The organism is Streptomyces sp. NPDC127197, from assembly GCF_042672405.1.
Lineage (GTDB): Bacteria > Actinomycetota > Actinomycetes > Streptomycetales > Streptomycetaceae > Streptomyces > Streptomyces flavusporus.
In genome coordinates, this window is the sequence record NZ_JBHXVG010000066.1 from 1 (window position 1) to 15,990 (window position 15,990).

Annotated in this window: 15 protein-coding genes and 1 pseudogene; 7 read left to right on the forward strand and 9 right to left on the reverse strand. The window is 68.6% G+C overall.

Annotation, left to right across the window (positions count from 1 at the left end; translation table 11 throughout):
* The first annotated feature begins 378 nt into the window (after positions 1–378).
* Positions 379–993: a plasmid pRiA4b ORF-3 family protein gene (locus tag ACFVJQ_RS43020; RefSeq protein WP_385791211.1), complete on the forward strand. Its 615-nt coding sequence runs from the start codon at positions 379–381 to the stop codon at positions 991–993.
* A 391-nt stretch (positions 994–1,384) separates the two neighbouring features.
* Here the strand turns inward: ACFVJQ_RS43020 and ACFVJQ_RS43025 are convergent, their stop codons facing one another.
* Positions 1,385–2,101, reverse strand: a complete 717-nt coding sequence (locus tag ACFVJQ_RS43025; protein WP_385791213.1) for a class I SAM-dependent methyltransferase — start codon at positions 2,099–2,101, stop codon at positions 1,385–1,387.
* A 98-nt stretch (positions 2,102–2,199) separates the two neighbouring features.
* Entirely contained in the window at positions 2,200–2,979 is a 780-nt protein-coding gene (locus ACFVJQ_RS43030; protein WP_385791253.1) for a hypothetical protein, read from the reverse strand.
* Between ACFVJQ_RS43030 and ACFVJQ_RS43035 the strand changes: the two genes are divergently transcribed.
* Complete coding sequence (locus tag ACFVJQ_RS43035) at positions 2,893–3,096, forward strand: hypothetical protein (protein ID WP_385791249.1); 204 nt, start codon at positions 2,893–2,895, stop codon at positions 3,094–3,096. The genes ACFVJQ_RS43030 and ACFVJQ_RS43035 overlap by 87 nt on opposite strands.
* A gap of 114 nt (positions 3,097–3,210) precedes the next feature.
* Here the strand turns inward: ACFVJQ_RS43035 and ACFVJQ_RS43040 are convergent, their stop codons facing one another.
* The 5 genes from ACFVJQ_RS43040 to ACFVJQ_RS43060 form a co-directional block, all read right to left on the reverse strand.
* Entirely contained in the window at positions 3,211–3,864 is a 654-nt protein-coding gene (locus ACFVJQ_RS43040) for a class I SAM-dependent methyltransferase (RefSeq protein WP_385791215.1), read from the reverse strand.
* Positions 3,865–3,949: 85 nt separating this feature from the next.
* Complete coding sequence (locus ACFVJQ_RS43045; RefSeq protein WP_385791217.1) at positions 3,950–4,450, reverse strand: hypothetical protein; 501 nt, start codon at positions 4,448–4,450, stop codon at positions 3,950–3,952.
* A gap of 198 nt (positions 4,451–4,648) precedes the next feature.
* A complete protein-coding gene (locus ACFVJQ_RS43050) occupies positions 4,649–5,095 on the reverse strand; it encodes a DUF6415 family natural product biosynthesis protein (RefSeq protein ID WP_385791219.1) in 447 nt (148 codons plus the stop codon).
* A 47-nt stretch (positions 5,096–5,142) separates the two neighbouring features.
* Positions 5,143–5,349, reverse strand: coding sequence for a hypothetical protein (locus tag ACFVJQ_RS43055; RefSeq protein WP_385791221.1), 207 nt, complete (start codon positions 5,347–5,349; stop codon positions 5,143–5,145).
* A gap of 177 nt (positions 5,350–5,526) precedes the next feature.
* A complete protein-coding gene (locus ACFVJQ_RS43060) occupies positions 5,527–6,246 on the reverse strand; it encodes a GntR family transcriptional regulator (protein ID WP_385791222.1) in 720 nt (239 codons plus the stop codon).
* A gap of 56 nt (positions 6,247–6,302) precedes the next feature.
* On the opposite strand from ACFVJQ_RS43060, the gene ACFVJQ_RS43065 reads away from it, so the two are divergent.
* Positions 6,303–7,118 (forward strand): class I SAM-dependent methyltransferase, encoded by an 816-nt coding sequence (locus ACFVJQ_RS43065; RefSeq protein ID WP_385791224.1) that lies wholly within the window; start codon positions 6,303–6,305, stop codon positions 7,116–7,118.
* A gap of 10 nt (positions 7,119–7,128) precedes the next feature.
* Here ACFVJQ_RS43065 and ACFVJQ_RS43070 read toward each other — a convergent pair whose 3' ends face one another.
* Entirely contained in the window at positions 7,129–7,257 is a 129-nt protein-coding gene (locus tag ACFVJQ_RS43070; protein WP_385791226.1) for a hypothetical protein, read from the reverse strand.
* A 191-nt stretch (positions 7,258–7,448) separates the two neighbouring features.
* On the opposite strand from ACFVJQ_RS43070, the gene ACFVJQ_RS43075 reads away from it, so the two are divergent.
* From ACFVJQ_RS43075 to ACFVJQ_RS43085, 3 genes are all read left to right on the forward strand, one after another.
* Positions 7,449–7,760 (forward strand): helicase associated domain-containing protein, encoded by a 312-nt coding sequence (locus tag ACFVJQ_RS43075; RefSeq protein ID WP_385791251.1) that lies wholly within the window; start codon positions 7,449–7,451, stop codon positions 7,758–7,760.
* A 90-nt stretch (positions 7,761–7,850) separates the two neighbouring features.
* A complete protein-coding gene (locus ACFVJQ_RS43080) occupies positions 7,851–8,489 on the forward strand; it encodes a hypothetical protein (protein ID WP_385791228.1) in 639 nt (212 codons plus the stop codon).
* A gap of 432 nt (positions 8,490–8,921) precedes the next feature.
* Entirely contained in the window at positions 8,922–10,988 is a 2,067-nt protein-coding gene (locus ACFVJQ_RS43085) for a hypothetical protein (RefSeq protein WP_385791229.1), read from the forward strand.
* A 3-nt stretch (positions 10,989–10,991) separates the two neighbouring features.
* Here the strand turns inward: ACFVJQ_RS43085 and ACFVJQ_RS43090 are convergent.
* Positions 10,992–12,496 (reverse strand): annotated as a pseudogene (locus ACFVJQ_RS43090) (ISL3 family transposase).
* 640 nt (positions 12,497–13,136) lie between these two features.
* Between ACFVJQ_RS43090 and ACFVJQ_RS43095 the strand changes: the two are divergent.
* Positions 13,137–15,990, forward strand: a 2,854-nt coding sequence (locus tag ACFVJQ_RS43095; protein WP_385791231.1) for an NB-ARC domain-containing protein, incomplete at its 3' end; no start/stop codon positions are given.

Consider the following 15,990-nt stretch of genomic DNA (forward strand, 5'->3'; position numbering starts at 1 on the left):
TGGGCTTCCCGGTCTCCGTCACGATCCGTACCGCTCCCTCGCGGAACTCAGCGTCGTAGATGCGCTTCCTGGATGCCATGACCCCCAACTATCCCGCCGGTCACGGTCTCCACAGTAGGAGGGGAACCTCACCGGTGACGGCACCCGGTACGGGAAGGCCCCGCCCACCCGCCACGGGGGAAGCAGACGAGCGGGGCCGATCAGAGGGCGGCCCCGGGCGGGGGCCGCCGTGTGGCGGACGGCGGCTACAGGGTGGCGGACCAGGCACCGCGCGACAGGGTCGTCTCCCCGTCCGGTCCGCGAACGCCTGATCATTGTCGCGGTGAGCGGAACCCGTTCGCCTGAGGCCGGCAGTGGGGGCGCTGGCAGGATGGCGTCATGGCGAACACCAGGCGCGCGAAGCCGAACTCACGGACGGCACCGAGCCGTACCATCCACAAGATCAAGGTCACCTTGCGGGACTCCCGGCCTCCCATCTGGCGCCGCCTCGAAGTGCCCTCAGGCACCACCCTGCGGGAACTGCACGCCATCATCCAGGCGGCTTTCGGCTGGGAGGACTACCACATGTGGTCCTTCGACACCGGACGGGACCGATACGGCATGCCCGACCCGGGCCTGGGGATCCGCAGCGCTGCTGCGCAACGACTCGGCCAGGTGGCCCCCGGCGCCGGCAGCCGACTGCTTTACACCTACGACTTCGGCGATGACTGGGAGCACGACATCCTCGTCGAAGACATCACCGAGCCTGAACCGGGATTCGCCTACCCTCGCTGCCTCACCGGCCGCCGGGCCTGCCCGCCTGAGGACAGCGGAGGCATCTGGGGCTACGAATACCTCATCGAGATCCTTTCCGACCCCAGCCACGAAGAACACGAAGACCGCTTGGAATGGCTCGGGCTGGACTCGGCCGACGAGTTCGACCCCGCAGCCTTCGACACAGCGCAGGTCAACTCCGCCTTGTCACCCCTTGCCACCGTCCTGGTCAAGCACTGACCCATCACTGCCCGGCCCCCGTCAGCCGATCAGGCTGACGGGGGCCACAGACCCTCGCAGAACCAATGCGGCACTGCAGTAGGTACCGTCATCCAGGTCGTTCCTGGGGAATCGGTCTGGGTTCAGTCCGAGGGTGACTTCGTCTGCGTGCTCGTGCCGTGCGACACGGTAGAGCGGGGTCGTGCAGTTGTGTACGAGGACACTGGTGGTAGCGGCTGAGGCATAGTACGTGCGCTACGCGGCACCCCTCTACCTGCTTTTTCGCTGGTCAGCGTGCTTCTCGGGTTCCGCTGGTGTCCGTGGTTGTGCGGGAAGTCTGGCAGTGTTGCCGTCACTACTGCCGTCAGGGGTATCGGGTGGCTGGCGCTGGCGCGATTTCCCGCCCCGCTGGTCACCGCCGGGTGTATCGGGCCACCGTGTACGCGGTTGGGCCGGTGAGCCCTGTCCCTGTGCCGTCGAGCATGTCCAGGACATCGAAGCCGACGCCCTCCGCATAGCGCTCCAGCTCGCGGGGGAACAGAACGCGCCTGCGGATCTCGTCTCGGGCCTCGTCGTTCGAGGGGAGCATCCAGTGGCGGTGCATGGTGTTGATCTGGGTCCGCAGGTCCCACTCATGTCGGATGGTGACGGTCGCAGGTCCCCTTGGGGTGTCCACAGTGGCGGTGGTCGGCTCGGTCCGGGTGATCGGGGCGATTGGGGAGCACAGCACGAGCAGTGCGCCCGGCCGGGCGTGGGCCGCGAAGGTGGCGAAGACCTGGCTGATCTCCTCGTTGTCGTGCACGTAGGCGAGGCTGTTGCCCATGCAGGTCACTACGTCCATGCGCTTGCCGAGTCGTACGGTGCGCATGTCGCCGGTCCGGATGTCCAGCTCCGGCCGGGCCTGGTGGGCGTGGGCAACCATGCCGGGCTGGAGATCCACGCCGATGCACTCGAAGCGCTTGGCCAGGATCTCCAGGTCCCGGCCGGTACCACATCCGAAGTCGACCAGGGTCCGGGCGTCCGGCCGGTGCAGCTCGATCAGGGTCTGGCACATCCCGGCGCCCATACTGTCGGACTGGACCAGGTCGTAAAGCGCCGGATCGCGGTACAGGAGGTTTGTGGCTTCCACGTGCTCGGCTTCCGTGTTGGGGCTGTCACATGAGGCTTCGCAGTCCGACCTCCAGGGCGAGCACATCGCACAACAGATCGGGAACGACCGGGACAGCGTCAGCGTCCCTCCGCCTCGGCGAGCGCCTTCCCGTCAACGTAGCCGACGTCCACCAGGATGGACTCCTTCAGCATGTCGTCCAGTACCGGCAAGCCGTAGGACCGCAGGCCCTTCTCCAAGACGGCCAGGAAGTTCTCCGGTTCGGCCGGCGCGGCCACCCACTCGGGCAGCCCGGCCCGCCGGATCCGCTCGCGAAACAGCGCCTTGCCGCGCTTGTGCTCGTGCGGTAGCTGCTCCATGAACCGCACGATCCGCGGGTGCACAAGCGGGCTCACCGGCCAGATCCCGGCCCGGAGGAATCCGGGGTTGTGTATCCCGAACACCATCAGGGTCGGCACGGGCAGCACCGGGATGGGGGCCAAGTGCTCGTTGACTTCGGTGAGCGCTCGGACTGCTTCGTCGCCGAGCCACGGCACGGGTTCCGGCGTCGGCAGTTCGGCCTGCGTCCTGGAGTGGTGGGCGTTGATTTCGTCCCCGCCGCTGCCCGTGAACATGATCTCGCACCGCCGGGCGGCTGCCTGCTCTCGCACGACATCGAACCCCTCTTGGTAGAAGGCTCCCGCCGGATCATGCGGCTTGCCCAGCGCGCGCACGCCTCCGGGACAGAAGGGTGGGTACTGCATGCCGGGGGTGGCCTCTACGAGCATGCCGAGACTGTGACAGACCCCGCACTGCGCGCCGGCGAGCTCATCATCAGCGACCGCTACCTGCCCTCCACGCTCGTCCTGCAGCAACTCGACCAAGTCCCGTTCGGGTTCATCATCGACGTCAACCGCCACGTACCCATGCCGGACCTGGCCGTGATCCTCACCGCCCAACGGGCCTCATCGCCGGGCGCATCGCCATACGCGACATCACCCACCGCTACGAGACGGCCAAAAGCGTTCCCACCCTGATCGATCTCCTGCTGATTGCCGACGCGCTCAGCGTTCGCGTGTCCGACCTCGTGGACTGAGAGGCCCCTCCCATCCCCCACGGGGAAGCGGACGGGCGGGCCGGCGAACCGGCGTTTAGGCGTTGGCGCGTACCAGCAGCGTGCCGATGTGTCCGGGTGTCGGTGGCTCCAGGATAGTCGCCTCAGCTGAGGCGAATCCGGCTCGGGTCAGTAGCCGCTCCCAGACGGCCGGGCGGTAGCTGTAGCGGTAGGTGAACATGGCCTTGCCGGCGAAGCCGCCCTTGTACATGCCCTGCGGCCCGTAGGCGCCGGGGATCGCGGGCGGCTGGGAGAACACGAAGACACCGCCGGACATCAGGCGGGCCCGCACCAGGGGAAAGAGACGTCCCGGGTCGGTGAACCAGGCCGCGCCGAAGATCGAGTAGATGGCGTCGAAGGTGTCTTCGCAGGCGGCCAGCCATTCCAGGGCCTCGCCGCAGGCGAACGTGGTGCCAGTGTCTGCCCACCGTTCCGTGGTTTTCTTGACCATGACCGGGGAGAGGTCGACGCCGTACGCTTCGATGCCCTTCTGCGCCAGGTAGGCGAGTGCGCGGCCGGTACCGCAGCCGATCTCCAGTACGCGGCGCGGGGAGCCGAGCAGCTCGGGGCCTGGGCCGTGCCCGGCGTACTGGGTCCAGCAGAAGGCGGGTTCGGCGTCGGGCTTGAAGGCGGACTCGGCGAAGGTGTCCCACAGCGCGGTCTCGGCTGCGATGTCGTGCGGTACGGGCACAGCGTGTTCCTCTGGGTCGTGTCGGGACGCGGCCACCCCCGCCCTCCGGGGGAACGTGAGGGCGGGGCGACTGTAGCGGCATCGGTCAGTGGCTGTCGGGCACCTTGTCGTCGCACGGCGAGCAGTCCGCGCCGTCGATGGCCCACAGCTCTTCGTCGATGGGCCAGCCCTGGGACTTCAGGAACTCGCCGGTGCGCAGGCACAGTCCGTCGCGGCGGCGCTCGATGAACGGGGCGTGGTGCTTGTACCGGCCGTCGTTGTACAGGCGGCAGATGCCGAACCACACGGGCGTGTCGAGGATCAGTTGGTGGACGCCGATGTCGACGAGCTTGCCGACGCCCAGGTGCACTTCGGGGTGCTCGATGCAGCCGATGGTGTACATGACGGCGTTGCCGAGGATCCGTTCGGCCATGTCACGCACCATGGTGTGGTCGCGCAGCAGGAGAGCGACCTCGCGGTCCCACAGACTCATGCCGGAGTCGAAGACGTTGACGGTCAGCTCCGTGATATGTGGGGCAACGGCGTTGAGGAGTTCCTTCGGATCCCGTGTACGGGTGTTCGCGGGACGTTCGAGAGCGACGGTCATGGACCTTCCCTTCTGGGGTTGTCGTGCCGTACTGAGGGCCCGACCCGGCGCTCGACCTGTCCAGGGTTGGGGGCCGGGGCGGGAGACCTGGGCCCCCTCCCGTCGGAGACTTGCGGGACTCCAACGGGAGGGGCGTCGGGGTGCGACCCTGACCCTGCGGTCGCCGTGGGGCCCCTTCACACCGGGGCAAGGTGCCGCTCAGCGTTGAGGGCGGCGCGTGTTGTTGGCGCAGCGACAGTGGATCCTGCCGGACCGTTCAGCGCCGCCGGAGGGGCTGACCTTGTCGTACGGCACCCATGCGTCGCCCGCCTCGATCGGCTTGTCGCAGGCCAGGCACATCGCCAAGCCGGTCAGCGCGTCGTAGTGGTCGCACAGGGCCACGACGGACCGGGCGAGCCGCCTCACGCGATCGACCTCACCGAGCAGGCCCGCGGCCTCGGGGTCCTCCAGGCGCCTGCGAGCCTCGCCGACCCCGGACAGTGCCACCTTCGCCGGAACGTCGTCCGGAGGCAGGGCTTCGGCGAGCAAATCGATCTGCGGGATGAGGCGCTCCAGGTAGCCGTGGAAGTCCTGAGCGAAGCCCTTCACGGTCTGGTGGCGCGGCAGGGTGCGCTGATCGAGGAACCAGGTCGCCTGGGCGCGCATCAGGCTGGTAGACGGTGCGGGGGCTTCGGTCTCATCGCGCGTGGCGTTCATCGCGTACCTGCCGCACGATGGATGGGACAGGCGCAGGGCGCCAGCTGCGTGTTGAGCCCTTCGAGTGCGGGCTCGTACCCGTACGGCACGACCACCGTGGAGCGCGGAGGCGTCACCACGCCCTCCCGGGTGACCGTGTACACCTCGATCGTGAGCTTGGCGCCCTGTGGGCGCCTCAGGGGTGGGGCGGTACCGTTCGTCATGTCGACGCTCCCTCTCCGGTTTGAGCGTTGGCCACGCCCCGGGGCCGTGTCAGCGGTCGCCGGGGTTCGTCTTGCGGCAGCCGGGCATGGCGCGGCCGCAACACATGGCAAGCCTGCGTGGCGCTACAAAGAGACTGGACCGGTGGACCGGTCCAGTCAAGCGAAGCGTCAGTTCCCTTACCGCATCGGGTAGTTGTCGATCTGCTCGAACACGTGCGACGCAGTAATGCCCTCTTCGCACACAAGTGCCTGGTGATCCTGGTCAAACGCCGTGTGCAGCACTACGGCCACCGCCGCGGGCTGCTCAACCTCCAGCAACTGGGCCTCGTCCTCCGTGGCCAGTCGAACCGTCGTCAAGTCGACGCCCTCCACCGGCGAACGACCGGTCTGGCGGCGCACATAGTGCGTGGTGCCCTCGGCGATCGGCCCCTTCATCGCCAGCCGCGGGGCAGCGTCCGCGACCGACGGCGGGAACCAGGCAGTCACCAAGCTGTGCGGCGTTCCATCGTCGAGCAGCACCAGCCGAAGGCGCCGCAGCGCCTGCTCACCCGGCTTCAATCCCAACGCATCAGCTACACGCGCGGGAGGCACCGTACGGTCCGGGATGCCAAGGCGCCGGTACGGTGCGCCGCCCGATACGCGACTGGAGCCCGCACGGCGTCCGCCCGCAGGCCGGGCGATCGGCGTCTCCACAACGGTGAACCCGGCGCCCTGCCGCGCAACCACCAGGCCGTCATTGCGCAGCACGTCGTAGGCCTTGACAACAGTAGCTCTCGACACACTCCACTGCTCGGCAAGGTCGCGGCCGGAAGGCAGCAGGTTGCCGGGGCCGAACTCGCCGTTCGCGATCCGGGTCCGCAGATCTTCGGCGATCTGCTCGTACTTCAGCAGCGACATGAGGGCGCACTTCCGATCACTGGACTGGTCCACCGGTGAGCCACCACAATGCCCACATGACGAGCCCTGAGGTAGCACCGGAGATCGTGAGGTTCTACAGCGAGACCATCGACGAAGCGGACCGGCTGACCACAACAGCCGACGGCCGCCTGGAGATGGTACGCACGCAGGAACTGCTGCGCCGCTACCTCCCCCCGCCGCCGGCCCTGGTCCTCGACGTTGGCGGCGGCCCCGGCGCCCACGCCCGATGGCTCGTACAGGACGGCTACACCGTGCATGTCGTCGACCCGATCCCCCGGCACATCGAGCAGGCCAAGCAGACCGGTGCCACCGTGGAACTCGGGGACGCGCGCCAGCTCACGGCCGAGGATGCCTCGTACGACGTCGTGCTCATGCTGGGGCCGCTCTACCACCTGATCGACCGCGCCGACCGCGACCAGGCCCTCGGCGAGGGCTTCCGCGTACTCAAGCCGGGCGGCCTGCTCGCGGCGGCCGGCATCAACCGGTACGCGTCGCTGTTCGAGCACACCGCGTTCGCGCACCTCTACAAGCAACCCATGCAGGACAGCATCGGCAACATCCTCGCCACCCAGGTCCACGACGGGAAGAAGGCCTTCACCGCCGCGTACTTCCACAGCGGCGAGCAGCTGCGCGACGAGGTGGCCGCCGCGGGATTCGATGGCGCGGAGGTCTTCGGCATCGAGGGCCCCGCCTGGTCCATGCTCGCGGCGGCCGAGCGGAACACCAGCGAGTCCTTCCGCGACACAGACCTGTTCGAGTCGGCGCTGACCGCGGCACGCATGGCCGAGCCCTACCCCGAACTGCTGGCGGCGAGTTCCCACCTGATGGCAGTCGGGCAGCGGCCAGCCTGATCCACTCGTATCACGTGAACCGGACACCGCTGTGCCGTCCGGGTTCACGGACGATGGCGCCCTCCTCCTCGCACTGCCCCAGCTGCTCGGGAACGGACGCCCCGCTGCAAAGCCCGACCGCCCGGCCGATCTCCACCACGGTCGGCGCCTCCCCACAAGGGGAGCAGCGGCGGGGAGGCGGTGGTGTGTCCGCGTCGGCCAAGGCGCTCCTGAAGTTCGGCACCGCGCGCCCCGCCGCAGCTGGCCGCGTTCATCAACCTGCGCGTCCTCAACCCCGAGCACGAGCACTGGCGGCACGGTGTGGAGGCCGCCGTGATCTACGCCCGTGAAGTGGGCGACCTCCGGGTCCCGTTTCGGGTATCGCGCCCCCGAGGGCGAGGCAGGCGCGCGCCGCCGGGTGGCCGGCCTCGCTCGATGGCTTCCCCGCTGGGGCAGTGGATCGCCGCCGCCCGAAAATTCTACGCCCGCGGGGACACGGACGAAGACCGTGTTGAGCAGCTGGAGAAGCTCGGCATGCTCTGGTCGCACTTCGACGTCCCGCGGAAAGAGGGCCTGGCCGCCGCCCGTGGATGGGCCGCCGAACACGGCCACCTCCTCGCCCCGCTTGACGCCGCCCACCAGGGGGCAAAGGTGGGCATCTGACTGAAGAACGCACGGGCCGCCGCCCGGAAGGCTGCCGAGATCGAGCAGCGGCGTGCTGAGGGTCTGCCGGTTCCGTCGGCGGCCGGCGCCTTGTCGGAGGAGCGGCGACAGCAGCTGGAGGAGATCGACCCGTCGTGGTGCCCGGCCTGGCCGGTGGAATGGCAGCGGGCTTTCCACCTGTCCCGGCTGCACCTGGAGGAGGGCGGTGCGCTGCCGACCGAGCCAGGTGACGTTGTGCGCCAGGACGAGGATCTGGGGCGGTGGGTCAAGGCGGTGCGCTTCGGCTGGCACAAGCTCACCGCCGTGCAGCAGTGGATGTGTGAGCAGGTCCTCGGGATCGAGCCCGCGGCCGAGGACGAGAAGCCGAAGCCGCGCCGTACGCAGGCCGACAAGTGGGCGATGAACTTCGCCGCCGCCCGCCAGTTCTACGAGCGCGAGGAACACCTTCGGGTGCCGAGGAAGCGTGTCGAGCGGATCGGCGTCGGCGACAGCGAGGACCAGGAGGAGCGTGAGCTCCGGCTGGGGGGCATGGATCGGGAACCAGCGGAGCAGGGCCGCCACGCTCTCACCCGAGCGCGTCGAACAGCTCTCCGCCATCGCCATGAGATGGACGTAGAAGGCACGCGGCCCGGACGGCTCTCCGAGCGCGGGCCAGCCGCCGCACTTCGATGCGGGGCGCCTGGCATGGCAAACGAGCCGCCCTCGGCCATATCCTCCCTGTTTCACTAATGCAGCTACGTTGAGAACGAGATTTCGGTTTGATGGCCCTATGCATGGGTGGAGGGCTTACGCGCTCGTCGCGTGCGCGGCCGTATGCGGGGCCGCGGCAGTGTGCTTAGTGGCAGTCGCGATCTTTATGGATCTAGCGGTAGCCGATCGGCTTGGCAGCGTGATGGGCGCCATCGCTGGCCTTGTGGGCTTGACAATCTCGGTATGGGCGCTTGCCGGTTCGGGAGGCCAAGCGGTAGAGGCCCACGGTGGTGCCGTGGCGTCCGGCGGCCACGTTGGGCGCGTCATCGTCGGCCATCACAACGAGGTGACACCGCACACGGCGTCACACCCCAGTCCGCCTACGAACAGCAATGTGCGTGCCTCAGGAGCCGGTAGCACCGCTGCCGCGGGAGACATCGGTGAGATCATCACCGGGGACGGGAACCGTACGTGAGCCCCCCGCCGATGTGGCCACGCCGTGATCACGACGTCCCAGACAACGATGGGCAGCGGTCTTCAGCCCCAGGCAACCGGGTACAGGCAAGCAAGGACTCGGTAGCAGCAGGCCGAGACGTCGGCGCGGTCATCACCGGTGACAACAACATCATCACGGTCCTGCCTACCGCTCAGTCGGCCAGCGCCACGGACCAGAACACACTCGTTACGCGCCTCATCAGCGAGTGCCACCCGCTTGACCTCGAAGTGCATCACGCGATCCACGTCGCCGCCGAAGAGAGTGAGTTACCCGCCTACGTGCAGCGAGAGCACGACACCCATCTGCAGCACATCGTGCGTGCCGCACAGGGCGGCACGAGCCAGCTATGCGTACTGGTAGGCGAATCCTCCACCGGCAAGACCCGTGCAGCGTGGGAAGCCATCCAGAGCCTTGCCGCCGATGAGTGGCGGCTCTGGCATCCCTTCGACCCCACCCGAGCCGACGCAGCACTGGCTGGCCTGGCCGCAGTAGGGCCCAAAACCGTGGTCTGGCTGAACGAGGCACAGCACTACCTGGCCCATCCCGAGGTCGGGGAAAAGATCGCCGCGGCCCTACGCACCCTGCTGTCCGACACCCACCGCGCTCCGATCCTCGTCCTGGGCACACTGTGGCCCGTGCACTGGGATCATCTGACCTCTTTACCGATTCAGCCAGGCGAAGATCCGCAGGAGCAAAGCCGTCAGCTTCTTACGGGACGGCAAATCCACGTGCCGGACGCCTTCACCGAGCGAGACCTCGTCGCCGTTCGCAGTGCAGCACAAACCGACGAGCGTCTCGCACAGGCGCTGGCAGGGGCATCCGACCGCCGCATCACCCAGTTCCTCGCCGGTGTTCCGGTGTTGCTGGACCGGTACGAGCTGGCGCGCGCGGGCGCCCGTGCGCTCCTCCACGTCGCTATGGACGCGCGGCGTCTGGGGTGTGGCATGGACCTGCCCGCAGCCTTCTTGGAAGAAGCGGCTATGGGATACCTGTCGGCATCAGAGCTCAGCTCCTTGGACGATGACTGGTTCGAACAGGCCCTCGCCTATACGGGGCGCACTGCCCACGGCAACACAGCCCTACTGCGGCGTACACGCCGTAGACCAGGAAGCGAATGCGAGGACTCCTTCCGACTGGCCGACTACATGGAGCAGCACGGCCGCCGGACACGCGGTCAGATATGCCCGCCGGCCTCCTTCTGGGACGCTGCCCTGCGGCACCTGCCACGACGCACCGATGTCAGCGCTCTGGCGTCAGCCGCCTCAGCACGATGGCGGCTGCGCTACGCCCGCCTCCTGGTCGAACGTGCCCATCAACTGCCCTGGTCCCAGACCGCCTCCGGTCTCGACGTACGCTCCCCTGCGTACGACGGGCATGACGACAGCATCAGCTGGCCTGCGGACCATCTGACCTGCAGGGCCCTGGCAGACCTCGCCTTCACCGCCGCCCAAGCAGCCGACTATGAGCAGGCAGCGGCCCTGGCTCTGGAGGCCGCCGAATGCTGCCAGCCGGACGCATTGGCCGACATCGCGCTCCAGCACGAAGAGGCCGGACTGACTGTGGAAGCATCGGATCTGGCTCACCATGCGGCAGCACATGGTGCCCCAGCCTGCCTGAGCCGCCTGGCCATGATGCGAGAAGAAGCGGCCCTCTTCGAGCAGGCGGAACACTACGCGCGAGCCGCCGCCGAATACGGGCTCACCAACACACTGGCCAACCTGGCAGCACACCGCGAGGCAGCCGGAGACAAAGAACGCGCCGAAGAACTCTGGGAAGCCGCCGCCACCTATGGACACCCAGCAGCACTCGCGAACATCGCCCGCTTCCGATACGAATCCCGCGACATCGAAGAAGCAGCCCGCATCGCCCGCGAAGCACTCGACCAAGGAGACGCCGCCTACCCCTATCACGACACCGACCCCGTATGGGGAAAGCTATGGCCCCACGGCATCGAACCCGACGGCGCCCCCACCCCCTACGCCCACGACGAGGGTCTGTCCAGCAAACGGCTCTGGCCCGTAATCGGTGGTAGCGCCGTGTAGTGATCACTGGAGGAGGATGCGGTGGCGGAGCAGGGGAACCCGGCTCGGCCGTGCATCTGCCTCATGATCCGCTTGGTTCGCGTGTTGACGCCCTCGGTGCGGCCGTTGTGGTACGGGAGGGTGAGTCCGGTGTCGACGGCGGCGCGGTCGAGTTCGAGGCCGTTCGCAAAGGAGTGCAGGTGGGACAGGTCGGCGGCGCGAACTGTGGTGATCCAGTCGGTGAGCTTGGCGTCGTTGCCCTCGGCTGGGGTCAGTAGCTGAGCGAACTCGCCGGTGAGGCGGGCGAGTTCGATCATCTCCGGGCAGGTTTCGGTGAGTTCCCGCAGTAGTGCGGTGTCCTTGTCGCGCAGGTTCTCGGGGCGGGTGAGCATGAGGCGGGCGAAACGCTGCGGGGTGGTGACCGGCTTGTCGCCCTCGGCGCGGCCCTGGGTGATGTAGCGGTAGAGCAGGTTGAGGCTGCCGGTGTATCCCAGCTCCTTGATTTCCCGGAAGAGTTGGAGGACGGGGACGGCCGGGTCTTCCGTGCGGCGCGTGCGCAGGTGGTCGCGGTAGGGGTCGACGAGCGTGGGCTTGTAGCGGGGTGCGCGGCGCTCTGCGGTGGGCTCTTCATGCGGGCGTACCGCTTGACGGTGTTCAGGGCGACATCGAGGCGGCGGGCGCATTCAAGCAGGCCGACGCCTTGGTCGAGCAGATGGTGGACCCGCTGCCAGCGCTCGCGGGTGGTCTGCTCGCGTACACCCCCGGGCCGGGCGGGGTTCACCGCGGTCGCCCAGCAGGCGGCGTGGGAGCGGACCTCTGCCAGGACCTTGCCGCACAGGTTGCTCCACAGGTGCCACCTGTCGCTGACCTGCACCGCTTCGGGGAGGGCCTGGCGGATCGCCTCGCCACAGGAGCCGGAGCCGTCGCGGCAGACGTATTCGGCCCCGGGATGCTCGCGCAGCCACGCGACCAGGGTCCGGGCGGTGCGGTCAGGCAGGACGTCGACCCGCTCGCCGGTCTCGGCGTCGATGATCACGGTGGCGTAGCGGTGCCGGCGCTTGAGGGCGAAGTCATCGATGCCGAGCACGCGTGGGACGCGCAGCGGCGGTGCCGTTGCGCATGAGCATGCGCAAGGCGGTCGAGCGGGAGATCGCGCAAGCCAGTACACGGGAGAGGCGGGCGCCCGTCCTGCCCGCTAACTCCTTTACCACGGAGCCGAGTTGGTCGGCCAGGCGGTTGGTGCGACGCTGGTAGCGCTCCACGACGCCGGGAACCTGCTCGCGGAACGTCTGCCGCAGGCAGCCGAGCACCGGGCAGACCAGGCGCCGGACCCGCACCGACGCCACGACCCGCCGTCCGTCCACCGGCACGTCCGCGACCACCCGCCCGTGGAAGCCATGCACCCGCCCCGTCGGCTGCCCGCACACCGGGCACGGCACCGGATCGTCCCGGGTCCGCGCCGACACCCGGATGACCTCGCCCTCGTCCGTCACGCCCTCGACGACGAGGGCCGACAGGCCCGAAAACACCACACCCACAAGCTCATTGACATCGCGCACACCATGCCAACGACGGCCGTCACCCTTCGTTACCACCGATTACGGGCCAGAGCCGTTGACCCGTACAGACCCGCTCTCCGCTTAGAACTGCGCCCGCGTACGCGAGGGAGAAATTCATCCGAGAGGGCTGTGATTGGCTGTGACTGAGCGCCGTAGTTGGTTGTGACCGCTCATCCGTGAATCCTCGCACCGACTGCGTAGCGTCGGTCCGTCAACGTCCGTAGTCATCAAGGAAGAGCGGTTCAGGAGCCCGGTGACGCTGGATACCTTGTTGTGAGGGCAGGCCGCGGCCGGTGGGGGCGCGTATCGGCTGGGGGGCGGGGTGGAACGAAGACTGTCTGCACAGAGCACGGCTGCTGCGGCGTCGACGCTACTGGGTTTCGGTGCAGGCGTGTTGGCCAATTTGGCGACATCGCGGTGGACCTGGTCGGTTGGCGCTGGTTTGCTGGTGCTGGTCGCGGCGTGGGTCGGCATCGAGGTATGGCGGGAAGGCCGCGAGCCGCAGGCGGCCCCCCACGGCGGATTGGGTAGAGGTCGAGCCTATGGCCACGGACGTGAGGGTGGGTTAGGGAACCACGAGCGGCCCTGGATGGCGCCACCATTGGATCGGATGATCGAGCGGCCCGAGTTAGCCGGTCGTCTGATGGCCGCGTTGCTAACGCCCGAGGCGGCCGAGGTCGGCATGACCACCGGGCTGCGTGGCGCTGGGGGGTTTGGCAAGACGACCCTGGCGACTTGGGTGTGCCATCGCTCCGAGCTGTCGGGGCGCTATCCCGGCGGCCTGTTGTGGGTGACTCTGGGGCAGGAGATCCACGGCGCGGACCTAGCAGAGCGGGCCAACGACCTGGCCTGGGCGTTGAGCGGGCAGCGGCCGATGCTCTCCGATCCGGATGCCGCCGGCGCCGAGCTGGGCCGGCTGCTCGATGAACAGCCGGGGCCGGTGCTGCTCGTTGTCGACGATGTGTGGCAGGAGGCGCAACTACGGCCGTTTCGGTTCGGCGGGCGGGCCTGCACCCGGCTGGTGACCACCCGCATCCCCGACCTGCTGCCCCCCGGCGGGCCGACCATCGCGGTGGACGCGATGTCCGCCGATCAGGCCCGGCTCCTGCTTACCGACGGGATGACCGGGTTTCCTATGGAGATGGCGGAGCACTTGGCTCAAGTCGCTGGGCGGTGGCCGGTGCTCTTGAACCTGCTCAACGGCGTGCTGCGTCGCCGGGTCGGGCGAGGCCAGCCGATACGGGAGGCAGCCGACCAGGTCTTGCGCACCCTGGTCGCCGACGGGCCGGGTGCCTTTGATCCAGCGCGCCCGGCCGAGCGCAGTAAGGCGGTAGCGGCGACCGTTGAGGCCAGCCTGGCGCTGCTGACACCGCACGACCAGCACCGCTATCTCGATCTGGCCATCTTCCCTGAGGATGTCGACATCCCCCTGGAGGTGCTGGGACTGCTGTGGCCGGGCATCCGAGTGGACGCCCTGTGCGAGGAGCTGGCGGGGCTGGGGCTGGTCGCCGACTACCGACTGGACAGGCCCGGGCCGCGCCTGGTGCTGCACGATGTGCTCCGCACCTACCTGCGCACTCGCCGCAGCGTCGACGACCGGGCCGCGGTACACCAGCGGCTTGCCACCGCCGCCTCCGGGCTGCTGCCTCCTCGCACCGAGGGTGGCGAGGGCAGGCCGCAGCTGTGGTGGACCCTGCCGGCCAACGCCGACTACCTATGGCGCTACCTGCCACAGCATCTGGCCGCAGCCGGCGAGGATGAGGAATTGGCCGCCCTCGTAGAGGACTTGCGCTGGGTGGAGGCCAAGACTCGCAGACTCGGCTCGGTGGTAGGGGCGATGGCCGACCTGACGCTTGCAAGCACCCCCACCGCCGAGACGCTACGGCGCACGCTGGAACAGGATGCCCATCTACTCGGCCCGATCAACCCGCCCGAAGCGCTGGGCGCGACCCTGGCCAGCCGCCTCGACGGCTTGCGCGACCTTGAGCCCGCCCTGCACCGCTACCGAGCCACGCTCTCTCGGCCCCGGCTGGAGCCTGCCTGGCCCTTTCCCGATCGAACCGACCCGACCCAGCCATCCTCGGCTGGACACCAAGGCGGAGTGACCAGCTGTGCGTTCTCCCCGGACGGCACCCTGCTGGCCACCACCAGCCACGACCACACGGCACGGCTCTGGCTGGTCGCTAATGGCACCGAACAGGCCGTGCTCACCAGCCACACAGGCGGAGTGTGGGACTGCGCGTTCTCCCCGGACGGAGCGCTGCTCGCCACCGCCAGCGACGACCGCACCGTGCGACTGTGGCGCGTCACCGACGCCCTCACCCACGCAGTCCTGGCCGGGCACACCGACGCGGTAACCAGCTGTGCTTTCTCCCCGGACGGCAGCCTGCTGGCCACAGCCGGCCATGACCGCACGGTGCGGCTGTGGCGCGTCGCCGACGGCACCCAACAGGCCGTGCTGACCGGCCACACCGACGGGTTGTACCACTGTGCGTTCTCCCCGGACGGTACGCTGCTCGCCACGGCCAGCGACGACCGCACCGTCCGACTGTGGCGCGTCACCGACGGCACCCAACAGGCCGTACTGTCCGGCCACACGGGCGGAGTGACAAGCTGTGCTTTCTCCCCGGACGGCACCCTGGTGGCCAGCAGCAGCAATGACCACACAGCACGGCTATGGCGCATCGCCGATGGCACCGAACAGGCCGTGCTGACCGGCCACACGGGCAGGGTGTACAGCTGTGGATTTTCTCCGGACGGCACTCTGCTCGCCACCGTAGGGGTGGGCAGCAGCAGCGTGCGTCTGTGGTGGATCCACAATGGCACCGAACGAGCGATACTGCCCGGGCACACGGGCCGGGTCCATGGCTGCGCGTTCTCCCCGGACGGAGCGCTGCTGGCCACCACCAGCCACGACCAGACCACACGACTGTGGCAGGTGGCAAGCGGCACCGCTGTCGCAGTGCTGGCCGGCCACCCCCGGGTCTACCGATGCGCCTTCTCCCCGGACGGCACCCTGCTGGCCACCACCAGCCACGACCACACGGCACGGCTCTGGCACACCGCTGACGGCACCGAACACGCCGTACTGACCGGCCACACGACCCGGGTACATGGCTGCGCCTTCTCCCCCGACGGCGTGCTCCTTGCCACCACCAGCAACGACTGTACGGTGCGACTGTGGCGGGTTCACGATGGCACCGAACACGCGGTACTGACCGGGCATGCCAGCTGGATACGCGGCTGCGCCTTTTCCCCCGACGGCAGCCTGCTGACGACGGCCGGCCATGACCGCACGGTGCGGCTGTGGCGCGTCGCCGACGGAACCGAGCAGGCCGTGCTGACCGGTCACACCGATACCGTGTGTAGCTGTGCGTTCTCCCCGGACGGTACGCTGCTCGCCACGGCCAGCGACGACCGCACCGTCCGACTGTGGCGCGTCACCGACGGCACCCAACAGGCCG